Source organism: Devosia sp. Soil_C_22 (genome assembly GCF_057657195.1).
Map to the genome: position 1 here is coordinate 259,978 of NZ_JBDGIY010000001.1, position 15,393 is coordinate 275,370.

Below are 15,393 nucleotides of genomic sequence, written 5' to 3' on the forward strand. Positions count from 1 at the left end.
CAGTCTACGTAACTATTTCTCGTGATCCGGCTGACTGATCGTCCCCGGCTACTGAAATCATCCCGCGCTACAGCACGGGAACACCCTAATACTTACCAATACTGAACACGCGTACTGCCCTAAGATCACCTGGCCGAAACTTTATCCGCCCTTCAGCCATCATCTCTCAAGTCACCATTCGTGTGCACTGCTACTGGTCCGCTACCGGTTCTGGCGCCGTCTGTCTGATCCAGCGAGGGCATCTTAGAGGCGCGATTTTTTCCAATCAACGGGGGTTTTTTGCCGAAGGGGGGTTGACTCGCACCTCAGGCAAAAACCTTTCCGAGGCGTTAAGACGGAGGCGCCCGGCAAGACCCTGTGACTCCTTACGGAATCGCCCCTTCATGGAAGGATTCCAGCTTTCGCCGATCGGGGTAACGACTGTCGGATTGTGACAATTCATTTCAAACGCCCGCATGAAATTTCGATGACAGTGCCCCGCAAAGCCCCGGAAATGCTGGGGTTTGGGGAGGGGATAACTCTGCCATGTAACTGTCGCAAAGTCGCCACACTCGACAAGACCAATCTGAGACCAGCTTAAAACCGGCAGCCGAAACGAACAAGGCCCCCGAGCGGGGGCCCTGTGCCAGATTGGGTCAGTTCAGGCGAGTTGGATCAGGCCTGCAGGGCCTTCACGCGGCTGTTCAGGCGGCTCACCTTGCGGGCCGCAACATTGGCATGGACGATGCCCTTCTGAGCAGCGCGCACGATCTCCGGCTCGGCCGCCTTGAGTGCCTCGACGGCGATCTTGTGGTCACCGGCGGTGATGGCTTCCTCGACCTTGCGGACGAAGGTGCGCATGCGCGAGCGGCGCGACTTGTTGACCGCGGTGCGGGCTTCGATCTTGCGGGTGGCCTTCTTCGCCGACGTCGTATTGGCCATGAAATCCTCTTGGCGCTTCAACCCGCTGGCGCAGCTAAAAGCCGCAAAACCCAGGGGCGATGAAATGAAATCGGCGGCACCGGGCCGCCAAGTTGGGCGCTGTATAGTCACGCGAGCCCGGCGCGTCAACTGGATTCGGGGTGGTGCGGCTACGACACGCCGGTGCACATGGGTAGGTCACACGCCTAGCCCGCTCAGTGCTGGCACACCGGGCAGTAGAAGGTCGAGCGCCCCGACTGCACGATGCGCTTGATCGTGCCGCGGCAGCCTGGAGTGGGGCAGGGCTCGCCTTCGCGGTCATATACAGCAAACCGGTGCTGGAAATAGCCCGAGCCGCCATCGGCGGCGCGGAAATCGCGCAAGGTCGACCCGCCGGCATCGATTGCCTCGATCAGGACGGTGCGCACGGCGTCCGCGAGGTCGTCGAGGCGCTTGCTCGGCTTGCCCGACTTCAGCACCAGCGTGCCGGCGGCGATGTCGGGACGGATATGGGCGCGGTGCAGGGCCTCGCTGACATAGATATTGCCCAGCCCCGCCACCACGCGCTGGTCGAGCAGGGCCGCCTTCATCGGCGCCTTCTTGCCTTTGAAGCGCTCGGCCATCTCGCCGGCATTGAACGCATTGCTGAGCGGCTCGGGCCCGAGCCCGGCGAGCCATGGGCTCTGCTCCTCGTCCTCGAACAGGTCGACGAAGCCGAAGCGCCGTGCGTCATTATAGATGAGCTTCATCGCGCCGTGCTCGGGATGGGTCAGCTCCAGCACCAGGTGGTCGTGCTTCTTGTCCTCGCTCGGCTCGTAGTACCGCGAGGGATCCTTGTACTTGAAATCCTCGAACCGGTAGGTCCCGGTCATGCCCAGATGGCTGAGCCAGGTCTTGCCCGAGCTCAGGCGAAACAGCAGGTACTTTGCCCGCCGCGCCGTGCTGGTGATGGTCTGGCCTTCGAGGGCGGCCTTGAAGCCTTCGGGAAAGGGAAAGCGCAGGTCCTTGCGCTTCAGCGTCACTTTGTCGATGCGTGCGCCCGCCACGTAAGGGTCGAGCCCGTGGCGCACGGTTTCCACTTCGGGCAGTTCGGGCATGGGAGATCCTTTCGAGGCGCCAGTATGTGGCGGCTGACACTAGCCGACGCAAGCGGCACCGCCTGTCAGGTTTTGCGGCCCGAACCACACCTTCAACCATGCGCTGGTTTGCGTCATGGTCATGCCCCTGGGCTTTCGCTATAACCCCGGCGATTTCCGGAGAGCTCTGATGAGCGAAACCACGCACTTTGGCGAGCAGACCGTTCCGCTCAAGGACAAGCAGGGCATGGTCAACGACGTGTTCCACCGCGTCGCCGACCGCTACGACCTGATGAACGACCTGATGAGCGGCGGCGTCCATCGGCTGTGGAAGGACGCCATGGTCGCCCGGCTGGCCCCGCCCAAGGGTGGCACGCTGCCCTATCGCGTGCTCGACATGGCCGGCGGCACTGGAGATATCGCCGAGCGCATCGTCAACGCCTCGGTCGGCTATGCCGAAGTCACCGTGTCCGACATCAATGCCGACATGCTGCGCGTCGGCGCCGAACGGGCGAAGAAGTGGCGCTTCCCGGCCCAGGCCAAATTCGTCGAAGCCAATGCCGAGGCGCTGCCGTTCGAGGACGAGAGCTTCGATGCCTACACCATCGCCTTCGGCATAAGGAATGTGCCGCGCATCGAACTGGCGCTGACCGAAGCCCATCGCGTGCTGAAGCGCGGAGGCCGGCTGCTGGTGCTCGAGTTCAGCCAGGTCGACGCCCCGGTGCTGTCCGAGGTCTACAAGCTGTTCTCCGACAATTTCATCCCGCCCATCGGCCGCGCCGTCACCGGCGATGCGCAGCCCTACCAGTATCTGGTGGAATCGATCCGCAAGTTTCCCAACCCGGAAAAGTTCAGCCGCATGATCGCCGATGCCGGGTTCAAGCGTGTGACCCACACCGCCTTCACCGGCAACATCGCCGCCCTCCACGCCGCCTGGAGGCTCTGACCCGATGGGGGGGCTCGGTGCTTATTTCCGCCTGATCCGGGCCGGCTACGTGCTGGCGCGTGAAGGCGCCCTGTCGATCGCCGACAATGACGCACTGCCGCCGGTGATGCAGGCCGGCGTCCGCGTCGGCCGCCTGTTCGAGCGCGGCGAGGTGAAGCGCACCGGCCGCGTCGAGCGCCTGACCCGCGCGCTGAACCGGCTCGGCCCGACCTATGTGAAGCTCGGCCAGACCCTCGCCACCCGTCCCGATATCGTCGGCCCCGACGTCGCCGCCGACCTCTCGGTGCTGCAGGACGCCATGGAGCCGTTCGATCCCGCGCTGGTCCCGGGCCTGCTCAAGGATGCACTCGGCGAGCGCGCCGCCGAGCTCACCGAGATTTCGCCGCCGGTTGCCGCCGCTTCGATCGCGCAGGTGCACCACGCGCGCCTCGCCGATGGCACCAAGGTGGCGGTGAAGATCCTGCGCCCCGGCATCCGCCGCCGCTTCGCCGCCGATATCGACAGCCAGTATGCCGGCGCCAAGCTCGCCGAGACCTTCGTACCCAAGCTCAGGCGCTTGCGGCCCTACGATGTGGTGGCGACGCTCGATCGCTCGTCCCGCATCGAGCTCGACCTGCGCATGGAAGCGGCCTCGATTTCGGAATTCTCCGACAATCTCAAGGACGATACCGGCTTCGTCATCCCGCGCGTGCTGTGGGACTACACTTCGGACACGGTGCTCACCACCACCTGGGTGGAAGGCATCCCGATCCGCGACACCGCGGCGCTCGATGCCGCCGGCGCCGACCGGAAGCTCCTCGCCAGGAACCTGCTGCAGTCCTTCCTGCGCCATACCGTGCGCGACGGCTTCTTCCACGCCGACCTGCACCCGGGCAATCTGTTCGCCGATCCGAAGACTAATGACATCGTCGCGGTCGACTTTGGCATCATGGGCCGCATCAACCGGCGCGAGCGCCGGTTCCTCGCCGAGATCCTCTACGGCTTCATCACCCGCAACTACCGCCTGATCGCGCAGCGCCATTTCGATATCGGCTACGTGCCCAAGAACCAGTCGGTTGATGAGTTCGCGCTCGCGCTGCGCGCCATCGGCGAGCCGCAGCACGGCCGGCGCGTCTCCGAAATTTCCATGGCCAAGGTGCTCGGCCAGCTGTTCTCGACCACGGAGCTGTTCGACATGCAGACCCGGCCCGAGCTGATCCTGCTGCAGAAGTCGATGGTGCTGGTCGAAGGCGTCGCCCGCGCGCTCGATCCCGAGCTCGACATCTGGACCATCTCCGAGCCCATCGTCGGCGACTGGGTGCGCCGCGAGGCCGGCCCGCTCGGCCGGCTCGAGGACCTGAAGGACCATTTCGACACCGTGGTCACGACGCTCGGCCGGCTGCCCGCCATCGTCGACAAGGCCGAGGCGGCGCTCGACGACTACGAGAGCGACAAGCACTCGCCGCATCGGCGCTTCAACCGCTTCATGATCCTCACCGGCTTCTGGGTCGGGCTCGCCGTGCTGCTGCTCGCACTCTGGCGATTGCTCGGCTTTTGATGGTTATTTCCGGTTCATTCGCCGTTCATCATCAGGCCCATACCGAGGCGGCACGAGCTTGCGGCCCTTGGGACGCGACCCTAATGTCCGGGTCGGATGGCAGCGGCCGAATTGGGAGACTTTTATGACCTTCAACACCATCGCCCGGCTCGCCGGCGTGCTGCTCCTTGGCGCCAGCCTCGCCGGCTGCATGGACGTGACCGCCGAGATCGACGTCACTTCCGAGACTACGGGCAAGGCCACCACCATCATGACCGTGGGCGCCGACTTCTACCCGATGATCAAGCAGGCGCAGGAAGCCAGCACCGAGGATGATTCCAGCGACGCATTCTGCAAGGAAGAGGGCGACGTGCTGACCGAGAATGCCGACGGCAGCGCCACCTGCACCTCGGTCAAGGAAGGCGACCTCACCGCCATCACCACCGCCGATGGCCCGAACGAGGACACCACCTTCACCGTCGTGAGCCCGGGCGTCGTCCGCGTCGCCTTCAAGACCAGCGACATGTCGGACTCGGTCACCGAAGGTCAGGACGAGCAGACCGCGCAGATGATGAAGGCCTATTTCGAAGGCCACAACGCCACTATCCGCATCAAGGGCAAGAGGATCGTCGAGACCAACATGGACACGGCCGCCGACGGCGCTGCCGAAAAGGTCATCCCTTTCACCTCGCTGTTCGACGGCACCGCCAACCTGCCCGACGAGCTCTTCGCCGTCGTCGATACGCGCTGACCATGACTGATCGGGTCGCTGTTTCCTTCGTGTGGCTCGATCATGGGCGGGGGCTCGAGCCCCCGCGCCAGCAAACTGCGGGCGCGGCCGGAGTCGACCTCCTCGCCGCGCTTGATGCTGCCGAGGTGATGACCATCGCCCCGGCGCAGCGAGCGCTTGTGCCCACCGGCATGATGGTCGCCCTGCCGAGGGGCTACGAGGCGCAGATCCGACCGCGCTCGGGCCTCGCCGCCAAGCACGGCGTCACCGTGCTCAACTCGCCCGGCACCGTCGATGCCGACTACCGCGGCGAGATCAAGGTGATCCTGATCAACTACGGCGACGCCCCGTTCGAGATCCGGCGCGGCGACCGCATCGCGCAGATGGTGGTCGCGCCGGTTTCCTCCGTTACCTTCGAACTCGTGGAGACACTCGATGCGACGGCTCGCGGTGCGGGCGGCTTCGGCTCTACTGGCCGCTAGCCTGCTTGCTGGACCTGCACTCGCCGGTGACGCGGCGAGCTTTAATCCGCTCGGTTTCTCCGCGGATGGGCGCTATTTCGCGTTCGAGGAATTCGGCATCCAGGATGGTTCGGGCTTCCCCTACGCCAACCTCACCATCCTGGACATGGACGCGGATGCCTGGGTCGGCACGCCCAGCCGCATCCAGCTGGACGCCGATGGCGCCACCTTGGCTCAGGCCCGCTCGGACGCCCTCGCACAGGCCGGGCCTCAGCTCGACAAGCTCGCGATCGATACGCCCGCGACCATCGTCGCGCTTATCGGCGATGGTGCGCCGGGCAGCGACGGCAGCATGTTGGAGTTCGGCATGCCGGGCTACGGCATGGACCCGCCGCACGACGTCGCTACGCTGAGGCTGTCGACGAACAGCCCGGCCTATGCCGGTCCCTGCGTCGCCGACTACGGCTTCGAGGCGCCGCTCGGCTATGAACTGAGCCTCGAAGCCCCGTCCGGCAATGCCGTCCTTCATATCGACGAAAGCGTCCCCGCATCGCGCGGTTGCGCCGTCGGCTATCGCATCCATGGCGTCTTCGCGCCCTTCGAGTGGGCGGGACGCAACCTGCAGCCGGTCGCCGTGCTGTCGGTGTTCACGCATGGCTTCGAGGGACCGGACCGCCGCTTCCTCGCCGTTCCCATCACAGGCTATCCATGAGTGCCCTCAGCCCCGAAGAGATCAAGCGCTACGCCCGCCACATCGTGCTGCGCGGCGTCGGTGGCGACGGCCAGCAGAAGCTGAAGGGCGCTCGTGTGCTGGTGGTCGGCGCGGGCGGGCTCGGCAGCCCGGCCATCGCCTATCTCGCCGCGGCCGGTATCGGTACCCTTGGCGTCGTCGACCACGATACGGTGTCGATCTCCAACCTGCAGCGCCAGATGATCCACCAGAGCGCCGGCGTCGGCCTCAGCAAGGCCGAGAGCGCCGCCGCCTTCGTCGCCGCATTGAACGCCCATGTCGAGTTCGTGCCGCATATCGAGCGGGTCGAGGCCGGCAACGTCGCCCGCCTGCTCGCCGGCTACGACTATGTGCTCGACGGCACCGACAATTTCGGCACCCGCGCCATCGTCGCGGACGCCGCGCAGGCCGCGAAGATCCCGCTCGTGTCGGGCGCCGTCTCGATGTTCGATGGCCAGGTGACGGTATTCATGCCCGGCGGCCGGACGTTCCGCGATCTCTACCCCGACACCCCGGACGAGGCCGACCTGCCGGCATGCGAGGTCGTGGGCGTGCTCGGCGCCGTCACCGGCGTCATCGGCACGCTGATGGCCATGGAAGCGATCAAGCTGATCACCGGCATCGGCGAGCCGCTGGTCGGCCGGCTACTGCTCTATGACGGGCGCTCGGCGCGGTTCACCGAACTGCAATACTAGACAGACCGCGAAGTGCGAGCAGCGACGTTTTCATTGGCCTCAAAGCCTTGCAAAACGGGCACAAAATAGCCATTTCCCTTGGGTAACCCGCCGTCATCCGCTAGACCCGGTCGAGCGGACCTGCAGACCTGATTCGGGAATTCCTTGAGCACCTCCGACACCCCCATCGAACCCAACGACTACGGCGCCGATTCCATCAAGGTCCTCAAGGGCCTGGACGCGGTGCGCAAACGCCCAGGCATGTATATCGGCGACACCGATGACGGCTCGGGCCTGCACCACATGGTCTATGAGGTGGTCGACAACGCCATCGACGAGGCCCTGGCCGGTCACGCCGATCTCGTCACCGTGCAGTTGAACGCCGACGGCTCCTGCTCGGTGAACGATAACGGCCGCGGTATCCCCACCGGCATCCATGCCGAGGAGGGCGTGTCGGCGGCCGAGGTCATCATGACCCAGTTGCATGCCGGCGGTAAGTTCGACCAGAACAGCTACAAGGTGTCGGGCGGCCTGCATGGCGTGGGCGTCTCGGTGGTCAACGCGCTGTCGGTGTCGCTGAAGCTCAACATCCGCCGCGACGGCGAAATCCATGAGATGAGCTTCACGCACGGCGATGCCGATGCGCCGCTCAAGCAGGTGGGCACCTACGTGCCCGTGATGCGGCCTGGCACCTACGAGGGCCGCTCGGGCACCGAGGTGACTTTCCTGCCGTCGCCGGCGACCTTCACCATGGTCGAGTTCGACTTCAAGACGCTCGAGCATCGCCTGCGCGAACTCGCCTTCCTCAACTCGGGCGTGCGCATCATCCTGCGCGATCTGCGCCATCCCGAGCCGGTGGAAGTGGAGTTGCACTATGAGGGCGGCCTCGAGGCTTTCGTGCGCTATCTCGACCAGGCCAAGTCGCCGCTCATCGCTGCGCCGATCCTGCTGCAATCCGAGCGTGACGGCATCACCGTCGAGGTCGCGATGTGGTGGAACGACAGCTACCACGAGAACGTGCTGTGCTTCACCAACAACATCCCGCAGCGCGATGGCGGCACGCACCTTGCGGGCCTGCGCGCCGCGCTGACGCGTCAGGTCACCAAATATGCCGACGAGAGCGGCATCCTGAAGCGCGAGAAGGTCGAGGTCACGGGTGACGACATCCGCGAGGGCCTGACCTGCGTGCTGTCGGTGAAGGTGCCCGACCCGAAATTCTCGTCGCAGACCAAGGACAAGCTGGTCTCGTCCGAAGTCCGTCCGGTGGTCGAGAACGGCGTCAACGACAAGCTGCAGCAGTGGCTCGAGGAGCATCCGGCCGAGGCGAAGTCCGTCGTCGGCAAGGTGGCCGAAGCCGCGGCCGCGCGTGAAGCCGCCCGCAAGGCGCGCGAGCTCACCCGGCGCAAGTCGGCGCTCGACATCAACTTCCTCGCCGGCAAGCTCAAGGATTGCTCCGAGAAGGACCCGGCGCTTTCGGAAATCTTCATCGTCGAGGGCGACTCGGCAGGTGGCTCGGCGACTCAGGGGCGCGACCGGCGCAACCAGGCAGTGCTGCCGCTGCGCGGCAAGATCCTGAACGTCGAGCGTGCGCGCTTCGATCGCATGCTGAGCTCGGAGACCATCGGCAACCTGGTGATGGCCCTGGGCACCTCGATCGGTCGCGAAGAGTTCAACATCGACAAGCTGCGCTACCACAAGATCATCATCATGACGGACGCCGACGTCGACGGCGCCCATATCCGCACGCTGCTGCTCACCTTCTTCTACCGACAGATGCGGGAGCTGATCGAGCGCGGGCACATCTATATCGCCCAGCCGCCGCTCTATAAGATCAAGCGCGGCTCGTCCGAACAGTATCTGAAGAACGAGCGCAGCCTCGAGGATTACCTGATCGGCGCCGGCACCGAGGACGCGGTGCTGACCACCCGCGATGGCGTCGCCCATGCCGGCGAGGACCTGCTGTCCATCGTCCGGCAGGCGCGCGAGATCGTGCATGCGATCGAGGGTCTGAACACCAAGTACAACCGCTCGCTCATCGAGCAGGCCGCCATTGTCGGCGGGCTCGACCCCGACGCGCTGCTCGATCCGGCGCGCACCGCGACCGTGATCGAACGCGTCGTCCGCCGGCTCGACCGGCTGGCCGATGAGGTCGAGCGTGGCTGGGAGGGCCGCAGCGACGGGCAGGGCGGGCTGATCTTCTCGCGCACCATCCGCGGCGTGACCGAGAGCCACGCCATCGATGCGCAACTGCTCGCCTCGACCGATGTGCGCCGGATCCGTGCGACCGTCGACAAGCTTGGCGACCTCTATGGTGGCGTCGCCAAGTTCGTGCGCAAGGACGTCACCACCGACATCTACGGCCCGTTCTCGCTGTTCGCGACCATCTCCGCCACCGGGCGCAAGGGCATCTCGCTGCAGCGCTATAAGGGCCTGGGCGAAATGAACCCTGAGCAGTTGTGGGAGACGACGCTCGACCCCAATGCCCGCACCCTGCTCAAGGTCGAGCAGCGCGAGGACGACAGTGAAGTGGGCATGCTGTTCTCCGAACTGATGGGCGACATCGTCGAACCCCGGCGCATCTTCATCCAGGACAACGCGCTGAGCGTTGCGAACCTGGACGTGTAGATCGAGCGGAGTTTGCGGCTCACGCACCAATGAAAAAGGCCCGCATCGCGCGGGCCTTTTTCGTTCTCGTCGGGCTCACAGGCCCATCGTTATGCCGGCCACCAGTGCCAGTGCGGTCACGAGGACTGCGCCGGCGAGGAGGGTGGCGACTCCGCTGTGCTTAGCCATTCATGCTGCGCCGCTGGCGGCGCGGCCGCTGCTGGTCCATCCGCTTCAACAGCTTGCTGACGTTGGCGAGGACCGCGGTGGGCTGCAACTGCCGGGCAATGAGTGAAAGATTGATCGTCATTTTATGTCCTCGCTATCTCCCGGCGGCATCATTCCGTCGGTGACGCCTATATGGCTGACGCAAGCGCCAAGGCGGTAGACCGATCCTCCGCGATTATTGCACGATCCTACAAAGCTGCGTGAGACCACGTGACTCACGCACATGAGCTGCTATCTATGCAGCGAACAGAAACGAAGGATTTCAGCCATGGATCGGTTGGAAGAACTCAAGCAGGCAATTGCACGTTTGGCGTCCAAGGACGGTGTTCATGCAACCGCGATAGAGGGCCTTACTTTGGCCCGGCTGACCCGGCCGTCCGAACCCATGCACGGCCTGCAGCAGCCGGCGCTCTGCATCATCGCGCAGGGCAAGAAGCGGGTGATCTCGGGCGATCGCGTAGTCACCTATGATGAGGCGAAGTTCCTGGTCGCGACGGTCGACACGCCCGTTGTCGGCCAAGTCGTCGAGGCTTCCGAGCAGGAGCCCTACCTCTCGCTGAAGCTCGATCTCGACCCCGCCGAGATCACCGCGCTGCTGATCGAAGCCGGCGGCGTTCGCGCGGCCGCCATCGAGGCCGAGCCCTCCATCGCTACGAGCCCGGTCACCGACCAACTGCTCGACGCTGCCATCCGTCTTGTCCGGCTGCTCGAGACGCCCGATGACATTTTCGTGCTCGCTCCGATGATCAAGCGCGAGCTGCTCTATCGCGTGCTGCGCTCCGACCAGGGCACCAAGCTGCAGCAGATCGCCATCGCCGAGAGCCGGCTGCAGCAGGTCAACCGCGCCATCGGCTGGATCAAGTCCAACTACCGCGAGACCTTCGCCATCGAGTCGGTGGCGGCTGAAGCGCGCATGAGTCCTTCGGCGCTGCATGTGCATTTCAAGGCCGTCACGGCCATGAGCCCGCTGCAATACCAGAAGCAGCTGCGGCTGCAGGAGGCGCGCCGGCTGATGCTGTCCGAGGCGGTCGATGCGGCGACCGCCGGGCATCGGGTGGGCTATGACAGCCCCAGCCAGTTCAGCCGCGAGTATGCACGCACCTTCGGCGCCCCGCCGCTGCGCGACGTGGCCCGGCTGAAGGCTGGCGATCTGCTGGCGGCGGGCTAGCATTCCGCTTGGTCGCGCCCCCGAACCGGAAAAGTCGGCAACTTTTCCTGGCGGCGCTCCGAAACCCGTGACCAGCGCGCAACAGCGCTGGACTCGGCCCCTTAAGCCCACATAAACCGGCCACATTTACCTTCGATAGGCGAGGGGACCGCGCTGGTTGAGCGTCTGGGCTGATCCAGGCGACGACGCCGGGCGTGACGGTCGGATGCCCGATGGCTTCCGCATGCCGGTCCCATGAACAAGGGACCGCGTCCGGACATCGCCATGCGCAAGAAGAACGCCGGGGCCCTGTTCATGGATTTTCACGTTTCGCCGGACGATCGCGTTGGCGCCACGCCCAGGAAGGGCAGCCGCAACGCACGTCAGGCGCCGGCCAAGAAGGTTGCGCGCGGCTCGCGCGTCGAGCCGGGTTTCGACGACAGCGCCGTCTTCGTCGAGGACGAGCGGTCGACCCGCGGTCGCGGTAACTCCAGCAAGCCGCCGCGCGGCAAGGCGAGGAAGACTCGGTCCGGCCGTCGCGAACGCAAGCCCGCTTCGGCCTTCGGCTTCATCTTCAAGCTGTTCTCGTGGATCTTCACCCTCGGCATCCTGGGCGCGATGGCCGTCGGTGCCGTGGTGGTCTACTACTATATCCAGCTGCCATCGGCCGACACCTGGAAGGTGCCCGACCGCGCCGCCAATATCCGCATTGTCGCCGCCAACGGCCAACTGATCTCCAACCGCGGTAAATCCGGCGGCGAGGCGGTGTCGCTGCGCGAGTTGCCCTACTATGTGCCGGCCGCCTTCGTCGCGATCGAGGACCGGCGCTTCTACACCCATTTCGGCATCGACGTGGTCGGCCTGGCGTCTGTGGCGCTCGAGAGCGTGCAGGCGGGTGAAGTCACCCGCGGCGCCTCGACCATCACCCAGCAGGTCGCCAAGAATCTGTTCCTCACGCCCGACCAGACGCTCGGCCGCAAGGTCCAGGAAGCGCTGCTCGCCGTATGGCTGGAGCAGAATTACTCCAAGGACGATATCCTCGACCTCTACCTCAACCGCATGTATTTCGGCCACGAGCGCTACGGCGTCGAGGCGGCGGCACAGTTCTATTTCGGCAAGTCGGCCCGCAACCTGTCGCTGAGCGAGGCGGCCATTCTCGCGGGCTCGCTGCAGGCCCCGTCGCGGCTCAATCCGCGCGGGAAACCGGAACTGATCCAGGCGCGTCAGCAGCTCGTGCTGAGCGCCATGGCCAAGGAAGGCTATATCAGCGACGCCGAGGCCAAGGCCGCGACGATCAGCGCCGACCAGACCGTGCGCACCAAGGTGGTGGGCGGCGAGTCCTATGTCGCCGACTGGGTCGAGAGCCTGATGACCGCCTATCTCGGTGAAGTGAACCAGGATGTGATCGTCCACACCACCATCAACTGGGACCTGCAGAAGGAAGCCGAGTTCGTGGTGCGCGAGGCAGTCGCCAATACCGGCAAGGAGCGTGGCTTCAGCCAGGGCGCGCTGGTCGCCATGGATGTCGACGGTTCGGTGCGGGCGCTGGTCGGCGGTGTCGACTACCAGCAGAGCCAGTTCAACCGTGCCGTGACCGCGCGGCGCCAGCCCGGCTCCTCGTTCAAGCCCTTCGTCTATCTGGCCGGCATGGAGAAGGGCTATACGCCCGACACCATCGCCAATGACGGTCCGATCGACATCAATGGCTGGCAGCCGCAGAACGCCGACGGCAAGTATGGTGGCGAGATGACCCTGCGCACCGCGCTGGCGCTCTCCCGCAACACCATCTCGGCGCTGCTCGCCAACGATGTCGGTCCCGACAAGGTGGTGGAAGCGGCGATGCGCATGGGTATTTCCTCGCCCCTTCAGGCTGTGCCTTCGATCGCGCTCGGCACGCAGGAAGTCTCGCTGCTTGAGCTGACCGCGGCCTACGCGCCCTTCGCCAATGGCGGCATCGGCGTCATCGCCAATGTCATCACCCGCATCGAAACGCCCGATGGCAAGGTGCTGTACGACGCAACGCCGGCCGGTCCGGGCCGCGTGATCGAGCCCAACATCGTCGCCGAGATGAACGACATGCTGCATGCCGCCGTCGAAATCGGCACCGGCAAGCGCGCCCAGCTCAACGGCTGGCCGATGGCCGGCAAGACCGGCACGTCGCAGAAGGCCCGTGACGCGCTGTTCGTCGGCTACACCGCCCGCATGGTCACCGGCGTCTGGCTCGGCAACGATAACGACGTGGCGACCAACCTTTCGGGCGGCAACGTGCCCGTAGATATCTGGAGCCAGTTCATGGCCAAGGCCCACGAGGGCATGGCGGTGGCCGAGCTGCCGGGCGCGGTCTCGAGCCAGCCGGGCATCGATCAGGCGGCGCTCGCGCCCATGGAGCAGCCCGTGCAGGAGCGGCCCAAGCGCACGCTGGTCGATCTGCTGGGCGACATTTTCGGCGGCGACTGACGCCGTCGCGACGACGGAGGCTCGGTATGCGGTATGCAGGGCTGGTTGCGTTCGCAACGCTGGCGCTGTCGCTGGGCAGCGTAATGGCGGCCAACGCCTACACCGCACTCGCCATCTCCGAGAGCCGCGCCTTCGGCTATTGCAGCAACGAGCAGTCGATCGGCGCCGCGACCGACTGCGCCATGCAATATTGCCGGCAAAGCGCCCCCGATCCGCAGACCTGCGCGGTAGGGCTGCAGAGCGAGCCCACCGGACATTACTCGCTCGCCATTGGCGGTACGAGCTGGGGCGTCGCGTCGGGCGACGACCAGGCGGCTGCCGATCGCTCGGCGCTCGAGTATTGTAAGGACGCCCTGTGCGCCATCGTCGCGCGCTGGACCGAGGGCATCGTTCGGGGGCAGTAGGCGACGGTGCTTGTGGCCGCCCCCTCCACCGCCTCCGGCGGTCCCCCTCCCCCGTAAACGGGGGAGGATCGGCCGTGGCGCGATAGTGCCTCCCTCATCCTCCCCTGCGCAGCGGGGGAGGGGGACCAGCGAAGCTGGTGGAGGGGGCGGCCAAGCACACCGGCCCTATGGGACGATCAGCTCCCCAGCCCATACCCCATCAGCACCTTGCCATGCGCCTTGAGCCAGGCCTTGCCGCGGTTCATGTCGGGCAGGGCACGCTCCACCGCTTTCCAGAAGCTGGGCGAATGGTTCATGTGGACCAGATGCGCCACTTCGTGGGCTGCGACATAGTCGAGCACGAAGGGGGGGGCGAGGATCAGCCGCCAGTTGTAGTTGAGCCGGCCGGTCGACGAGCACGAGCCCCAGCGCGTCGCCTGGCTGCGCATGGCCACTGAGACCACCTTCACCCCCAGTGCCTCGGCGTAGACGTCGGAGCGCTCGGTGAGGTCGCGCTGCGCCTCTGCCTTCAACCACTCGGTCAGCCGGCGCGGAATGTGTGCCGCTTCGCCCGGTACCAGCACGCAGGGTTCGCCGTCGATCTCGGCCACCTCGACCCGGCCGCGCAGTCGCCCGGTGGCGTGGATACGGTGGGGCACGCCGCGCAGTGGCACCAGTTCGCCATCGGCGAACAGCGTCTTGGGGGCAGTGCGCTTCAGCCGGGCCGCGAGCCAGCCGCGATGGCGCTCGAGAAAGCCCAGCGCCTCGCTCCACCGGCCATTGGCCGGCAACGTCAGCACCGGACCACCCGTGTGCGGCACGCTCAGCCGGTAGCTGCGCGCCCGCTGGCTGACCTTGACCGTAACCTCCACCTGCTCGTCATCGACCAATAGCGCCGTCGAGGCAGGGATCGGTTCGCGCTTGCGGGGCAGCAGGAAATTCATGGACCGATCATCTCAGATTCGCGCGACAAAAGAAAAAGGCGCTCCCAAGGGAGCGCCAGTCGTCAGGAGACGTCATTGGGAGGAACGTCAGACGTTGGTGCCGTTAGTGTCGCCACCATAGTTCGGGCGGTTGCCGTTCTTCTCGCGCATGAAGCGGTCGAACTCCTCGCGGTCCTTGGCCATGCGGAGGTTCTGCATGTATTCGTGGAACGCGTTGACTTCCTCGTCGAGGCGCTTGCGCTCCTCTTCGAGCCGCCGCATCTGCTCGGCACGGTAGTCGTCGAAAGCGGCATTGCCGCTGGAGCCGCCAAAACCGTGGCGGAAGGCATGGCCGCGCGGACCGCAGTTCTTCGTCCATTCACGCGAGCGATTGACGAAGCCCTGGGCCTTCTCGGCCGAGCCACCGAACATCTCGCCCCACAGGATGTAGGCGAGCATGGCAAGGCCGATCGGCCACCAGACGACGAAGCCGAGCACCATCAGGGCGATGGTGAGCGGCCCCCATTGTGGTTTGATGATTGCAGTGTTCATTTCCATAGTCTCCCCAGTCACGAACCCTCCCGATGTGGTCCCACGAGGGTCGGGGTCAACCGTCGC

15 protein-coding genes are annotated in these 15,393 nt (G+C 65.5%); 10 read left to right on the forward strand and 5 right to left on the reverse strand.

The window, feature by feature from the left end:
* Window positions 1–654: 654 nt before the first annotated feature.
* Both rpsT and mutM read right to left on the reverse strand, forming a co-directional pair.
* Window positions 655–921, reverse strand: a complete 267-nt coding sequence (gene rpsT / locus AC3A6I_RS01195) for a 30S ribosomal protein S20 (RefSeq protein ID WP_487541179.1) — start codon at window positions 919–921, stop codon at window positions 655–657.
* Between the two features lie 194 nt (window positions 922–1,115).
* Complete coding sequence (gene mutM / locus AC3A6I_RS01200; protein WP_487541180.1) at window positions 1,116–1,997, reverse strand: bifunctional DNA-formamidopyrimidine glycosylase/DNA-(apurinic or apyrimidinic site) lyase; 882 nt, start codon at window positions 1,995–1,997, stop codon at window positions 1,116–1,118.
* Window positions 1,998–2,166: 169 nt separating this feature from the next.
* Between mutM and ubiE the strand changes: the two genes are divergently transcribed.
* The 7 genes from ubiE (at window position 2,167) to gyrB (ending at window position 9,658) form a co-directional block, all read left to right on the forward strand.
* Entirely contained in the window at window positions 2,167–2,922 is a 756-nt protein-coding gene (gene ubiE / locus AC3A6I_RS01205) for a bifunctional demethylmenaquinone methyltransferase/2-methoxy-6-polyprenyl-1,4-benzoquinol methylase UbiE (RefSeq protein WP_487541181.1), read from the forward strand.
* Window positions 2,923–2,926: 4 nt separating this feature from the next.
* Window positions 2,927–4,459, forward strand: a complete 1,533-nt coding sequence (gene ubiB, locus AC3A6I_RS01210) for a 2-polyprenylphenol 6-hydroxylase (protein ID WP_487541182.1) — start codon at window positions 2,927–2,929, stop codon at window positions 4,457–4,459.
* A 124-nt stretch (window positions 4,460–4,583) separates the two neighbouring features.
* Entirely contained in the window at window positions 4,584–5,189 is a 606-nt protein-coding gene (locus AC3A6I_RS01215) for a hypothetical protein (RefSeq protein WP_487541183.1), read from the forward strand.
* Between the two features lie 2 nt (window positions 5,190–5,191).
* The gene (dut, locus tag AC3A6I_RS01220; protein ID WP_487541184.1) at window positions 5,192–5,650 is read left to right on the forward strand and encodes a dUTP diphosphatase; all 459 of its coding nucleotides are present in this window, start codon (window positions 5,192–5,194) and stop codon (window positions 5,648–5,650) included.
* On the forward strand, window positions 5,604–6,341 hold the full coding sequence (locus AC3A6I_RS01225) for a DUF2259 domain-containing protein (RefSeq protein ID WP_487541185.1): 738 nt from the start codon (window positions 5,604–5,606) through the stop codon (window positions 6,339–6,341). The genes dut and AC3A6I_RS01225 overlap by 47 nt, the downstream gene beginning before the upstream one ends.
* Entirely contained in the window at window positions 6,338–7,054 is a 717-nt protein-coding gene (moeB, locus tag AC3A6I_RS01230) for a molybdopterin-synthase adenylyltransferase MoeB (protein ID WP_487541186.1), read from the forward strand. The genes AC3A6I_RS01225 and moeB overlap by 4 nt, the downstream gene beginning before the upstream one ends.
* A 144-nt stretch (window positions 7,055–7,198) precedes the next feature.
* The gene (gene gyrB / locus AC3A6I_RS01235) at window positions 7,199–9,658 is read left to right on the forward strand and encodes a DNA topoisomerase (ATP-hydrolyzing) subunit B (RefSeq protein WP_487541187.1); all 2,460 of its coding nucleotides are present in this window, start codon (window positions 7,199–7,201) and stop codon (window positions 9,656–9,658) included.
* 160 nt (window positions 9,659–9,818) lie between these two features.
* Here the strand turns inward: gyrB and AC3A6I_RS01240 are convergent, their stop codons facing one another.
* Window positions 9,819–9,947, reverse strand: coding sequence for a hypothetical protein (locus tag AC3A6I_RS01240; protein ID WP_487541188.1), 129 nt, complete (start codon window positions 9,945–9,947; stop codon window positions 9,819–9,821).
* A 186-nt stretch (window positions 9,948–10,133) separates the two neighbouring features.
* On the opposite strand from AC3A6I_RS01240, the gene AC3A6I_RS01245 reads away from it, so the two are divergent.
* The 3 genes from AC3A6I_RS01245 to AC3A6I_RS01255 all read left to right on the forward strand — a co-directional run bounded on the left by AC3A6I_RS01245 (window position 10,134) and on the right by AC3A6I_RS01255 (window position 13,873).
* Entirely contained in the window at window positions 10,134–11,033 is a 900-nt protein-coding gene (locus AC3A6I_RS01245; protein WP_487541189.1) for an AraC family transcriptional regulator, read from the forward strand.
* Between the two features lie 264 nt (window positions 11,034–11,297).
* Window positions 11,298–13,469 carry a transglycosylase domain-containing protein gene (locus tag AC3A6I_RS01250; RefSeq protein ID WP_487541190.1) on the forward strand — a complete coding sequence of 724 codons (2,172 nt, stop codon included), beginning with the start codon at window positions 11,298–11,300 and terminating at the stop codon, window positions 13,467–13,469.
* A 26-nt stretch (window positions 13,470–13,495) separates the two neighbouring features.
* Window positions 13,496–13,873 (forward strand): hypothetical protein, encoded by a 378-nt coding sequence (locus AC3A6I_RS01255; RefSeq protein ID WP_487541191.1) that lies wholly within the window; start codon window positions 13,496–13,498, stop codon window positions 13,871–13,873.
* A gap of 176 nt (window positions 13,874–14,049) precedes the next feature.
* Here the strand turns inward: AC3A6I_RS01255 and AC3A6I_RS01260 are convergent, their stop codons facing one another.
* Together AC3A6I_RS01260 and AC3A6I_RS01265 are read right to left on the reverse strand one after the other, a co-directional pair.
* Window positions 14,050–14,796, reverse strand: coding sequence for a M48 family metallopeptidase (locus AC3A6I_RS01260; protein ID WP_487541192.1), 747 nt, complete (start codon window positions 14,794–14,796; stop codon window positions 14,050–14,052).
* A gap of 87 nt (window positions 14,797–14,883) precedes the next feature.
* Window positions 14,884–15,327, reverse strand: a complete 444-nt coding sequence (locus tag AC3A6I_RS01265; RefSeq protein WP_487541193.1) for a DUF2852 domain-containing protein — start codon at window positions 15,325–15,327, stop codon at window positions 14,884–14,886.
* Between the last annotated feature and the right edge of the window lie 66 nt (window positions 15,328–15,393).

What these genes read in the sequence shown, in the direction of transcription:
- rpsT (WP_487541179.1), bottom strand. Translation starts at nt 921, where the DNA reads ATGGCCAATACGACGTCGGCGAAGAAGGCCACCCGCAAGATCGAAGCC.
- mutM (WP_487541180.1), bottom strand. Translation starts at nt 1,997, where the DNA reads ATGCCCGAACTGCCCGAAGTGGAAACCGTGCGCCACGGGCTCGACCCT.
- ubiE (WP_487541181.1), top strand. Translation starts at nt 2,167, where the DNA reads ATGAGCGAAACCACGCACTTTGGCGAGCAGACCGTTCCGCTCAAGGAC.
- ubiB (WP_487541182.1), top strand. Translation starts at nt 2,927, where the DNA reads ATGGGGGGGCTCGGTGCTTATTTCCGCCTGATCCGGGCCGGCTACGTG.
- AC3A6I_RS01215 (WP_487541183.1), top strand. Translation starts at nt 4,584, where the DNA reads ATGACCTTCAACACCATCGCCCGGCTCGCCGGCGTGCTGCTCCTTGGC.
- dut (WP_487541184.1), top strand. Translation starts at nt 5,192, where the DNA reads ATGACTGATCGGGTCGCTGTTTCCTTCGTGTGGCTCGATCATGGGCGG.
- AC3A6I_RS01225 (WP_487541185.1), top strand. Translation starts at nt 5,604, where the DNA reads ATGCGACGGCTCGCGGTGCGGGCGGCTTCGGCTCTACTGGCCGCTAGC.
- moeB (WP_487541186.1), top strand. Translation starts at nt 6,338, where the DNA reads ATGAGTGCCCTCAGCCCCGAAGAGATCAAGCGCTACGCCCGCCACATC.
- AC3A6I_RS01240 (WP_487541188.1), bottom strand. Translation starts at nt 9,947, where the DNA reads ATGACGATCAATCTTTCACTCATTGCCCGGCAGTTGCAGCCCACCGCG.
- AC3A6I_RS01245 (WP_487541189.1), top strand. Translation starts at nt 10,134, where the DNA reads ATGGATCGGTTGGAAGAACTCAAGCAGGCAATTGCACGTTTGGCGTCC.
- AC3A6I_RS01250 (WP_487541190.1), top strand. Translation starts at nt 11,298, where the DNA reads ATGCGCAAGAAGAACGCCGGGGCCCTGTTCATGGATTTTCACGTTTCG.
- AC3A6I_RS01255 (WP_487541191.1), top strand. Translation starts at nt 13,496, where the DNA reads ATGCGGTATGCAGGGCTGGTTGCGTTCGCAACGCTGGCGCTGTCGCTG.
- AC3A6I_RS01260 (WP_487541192.1), bottom strand. Translation starts at nt 14,796, where the DNA reads ATGAATTTCCTGCTGCCCCGCAAGCGCGAACCGATCCCTGCCTCGACG.
- AC3A6I_RS01265 (WP_487541193.1), bottom strand. Translation starts at nt 15,327, where the DNA reads ATGAACACTGCAATCATCAAACCACAATGGGGGCCGCTCACCATCGCC.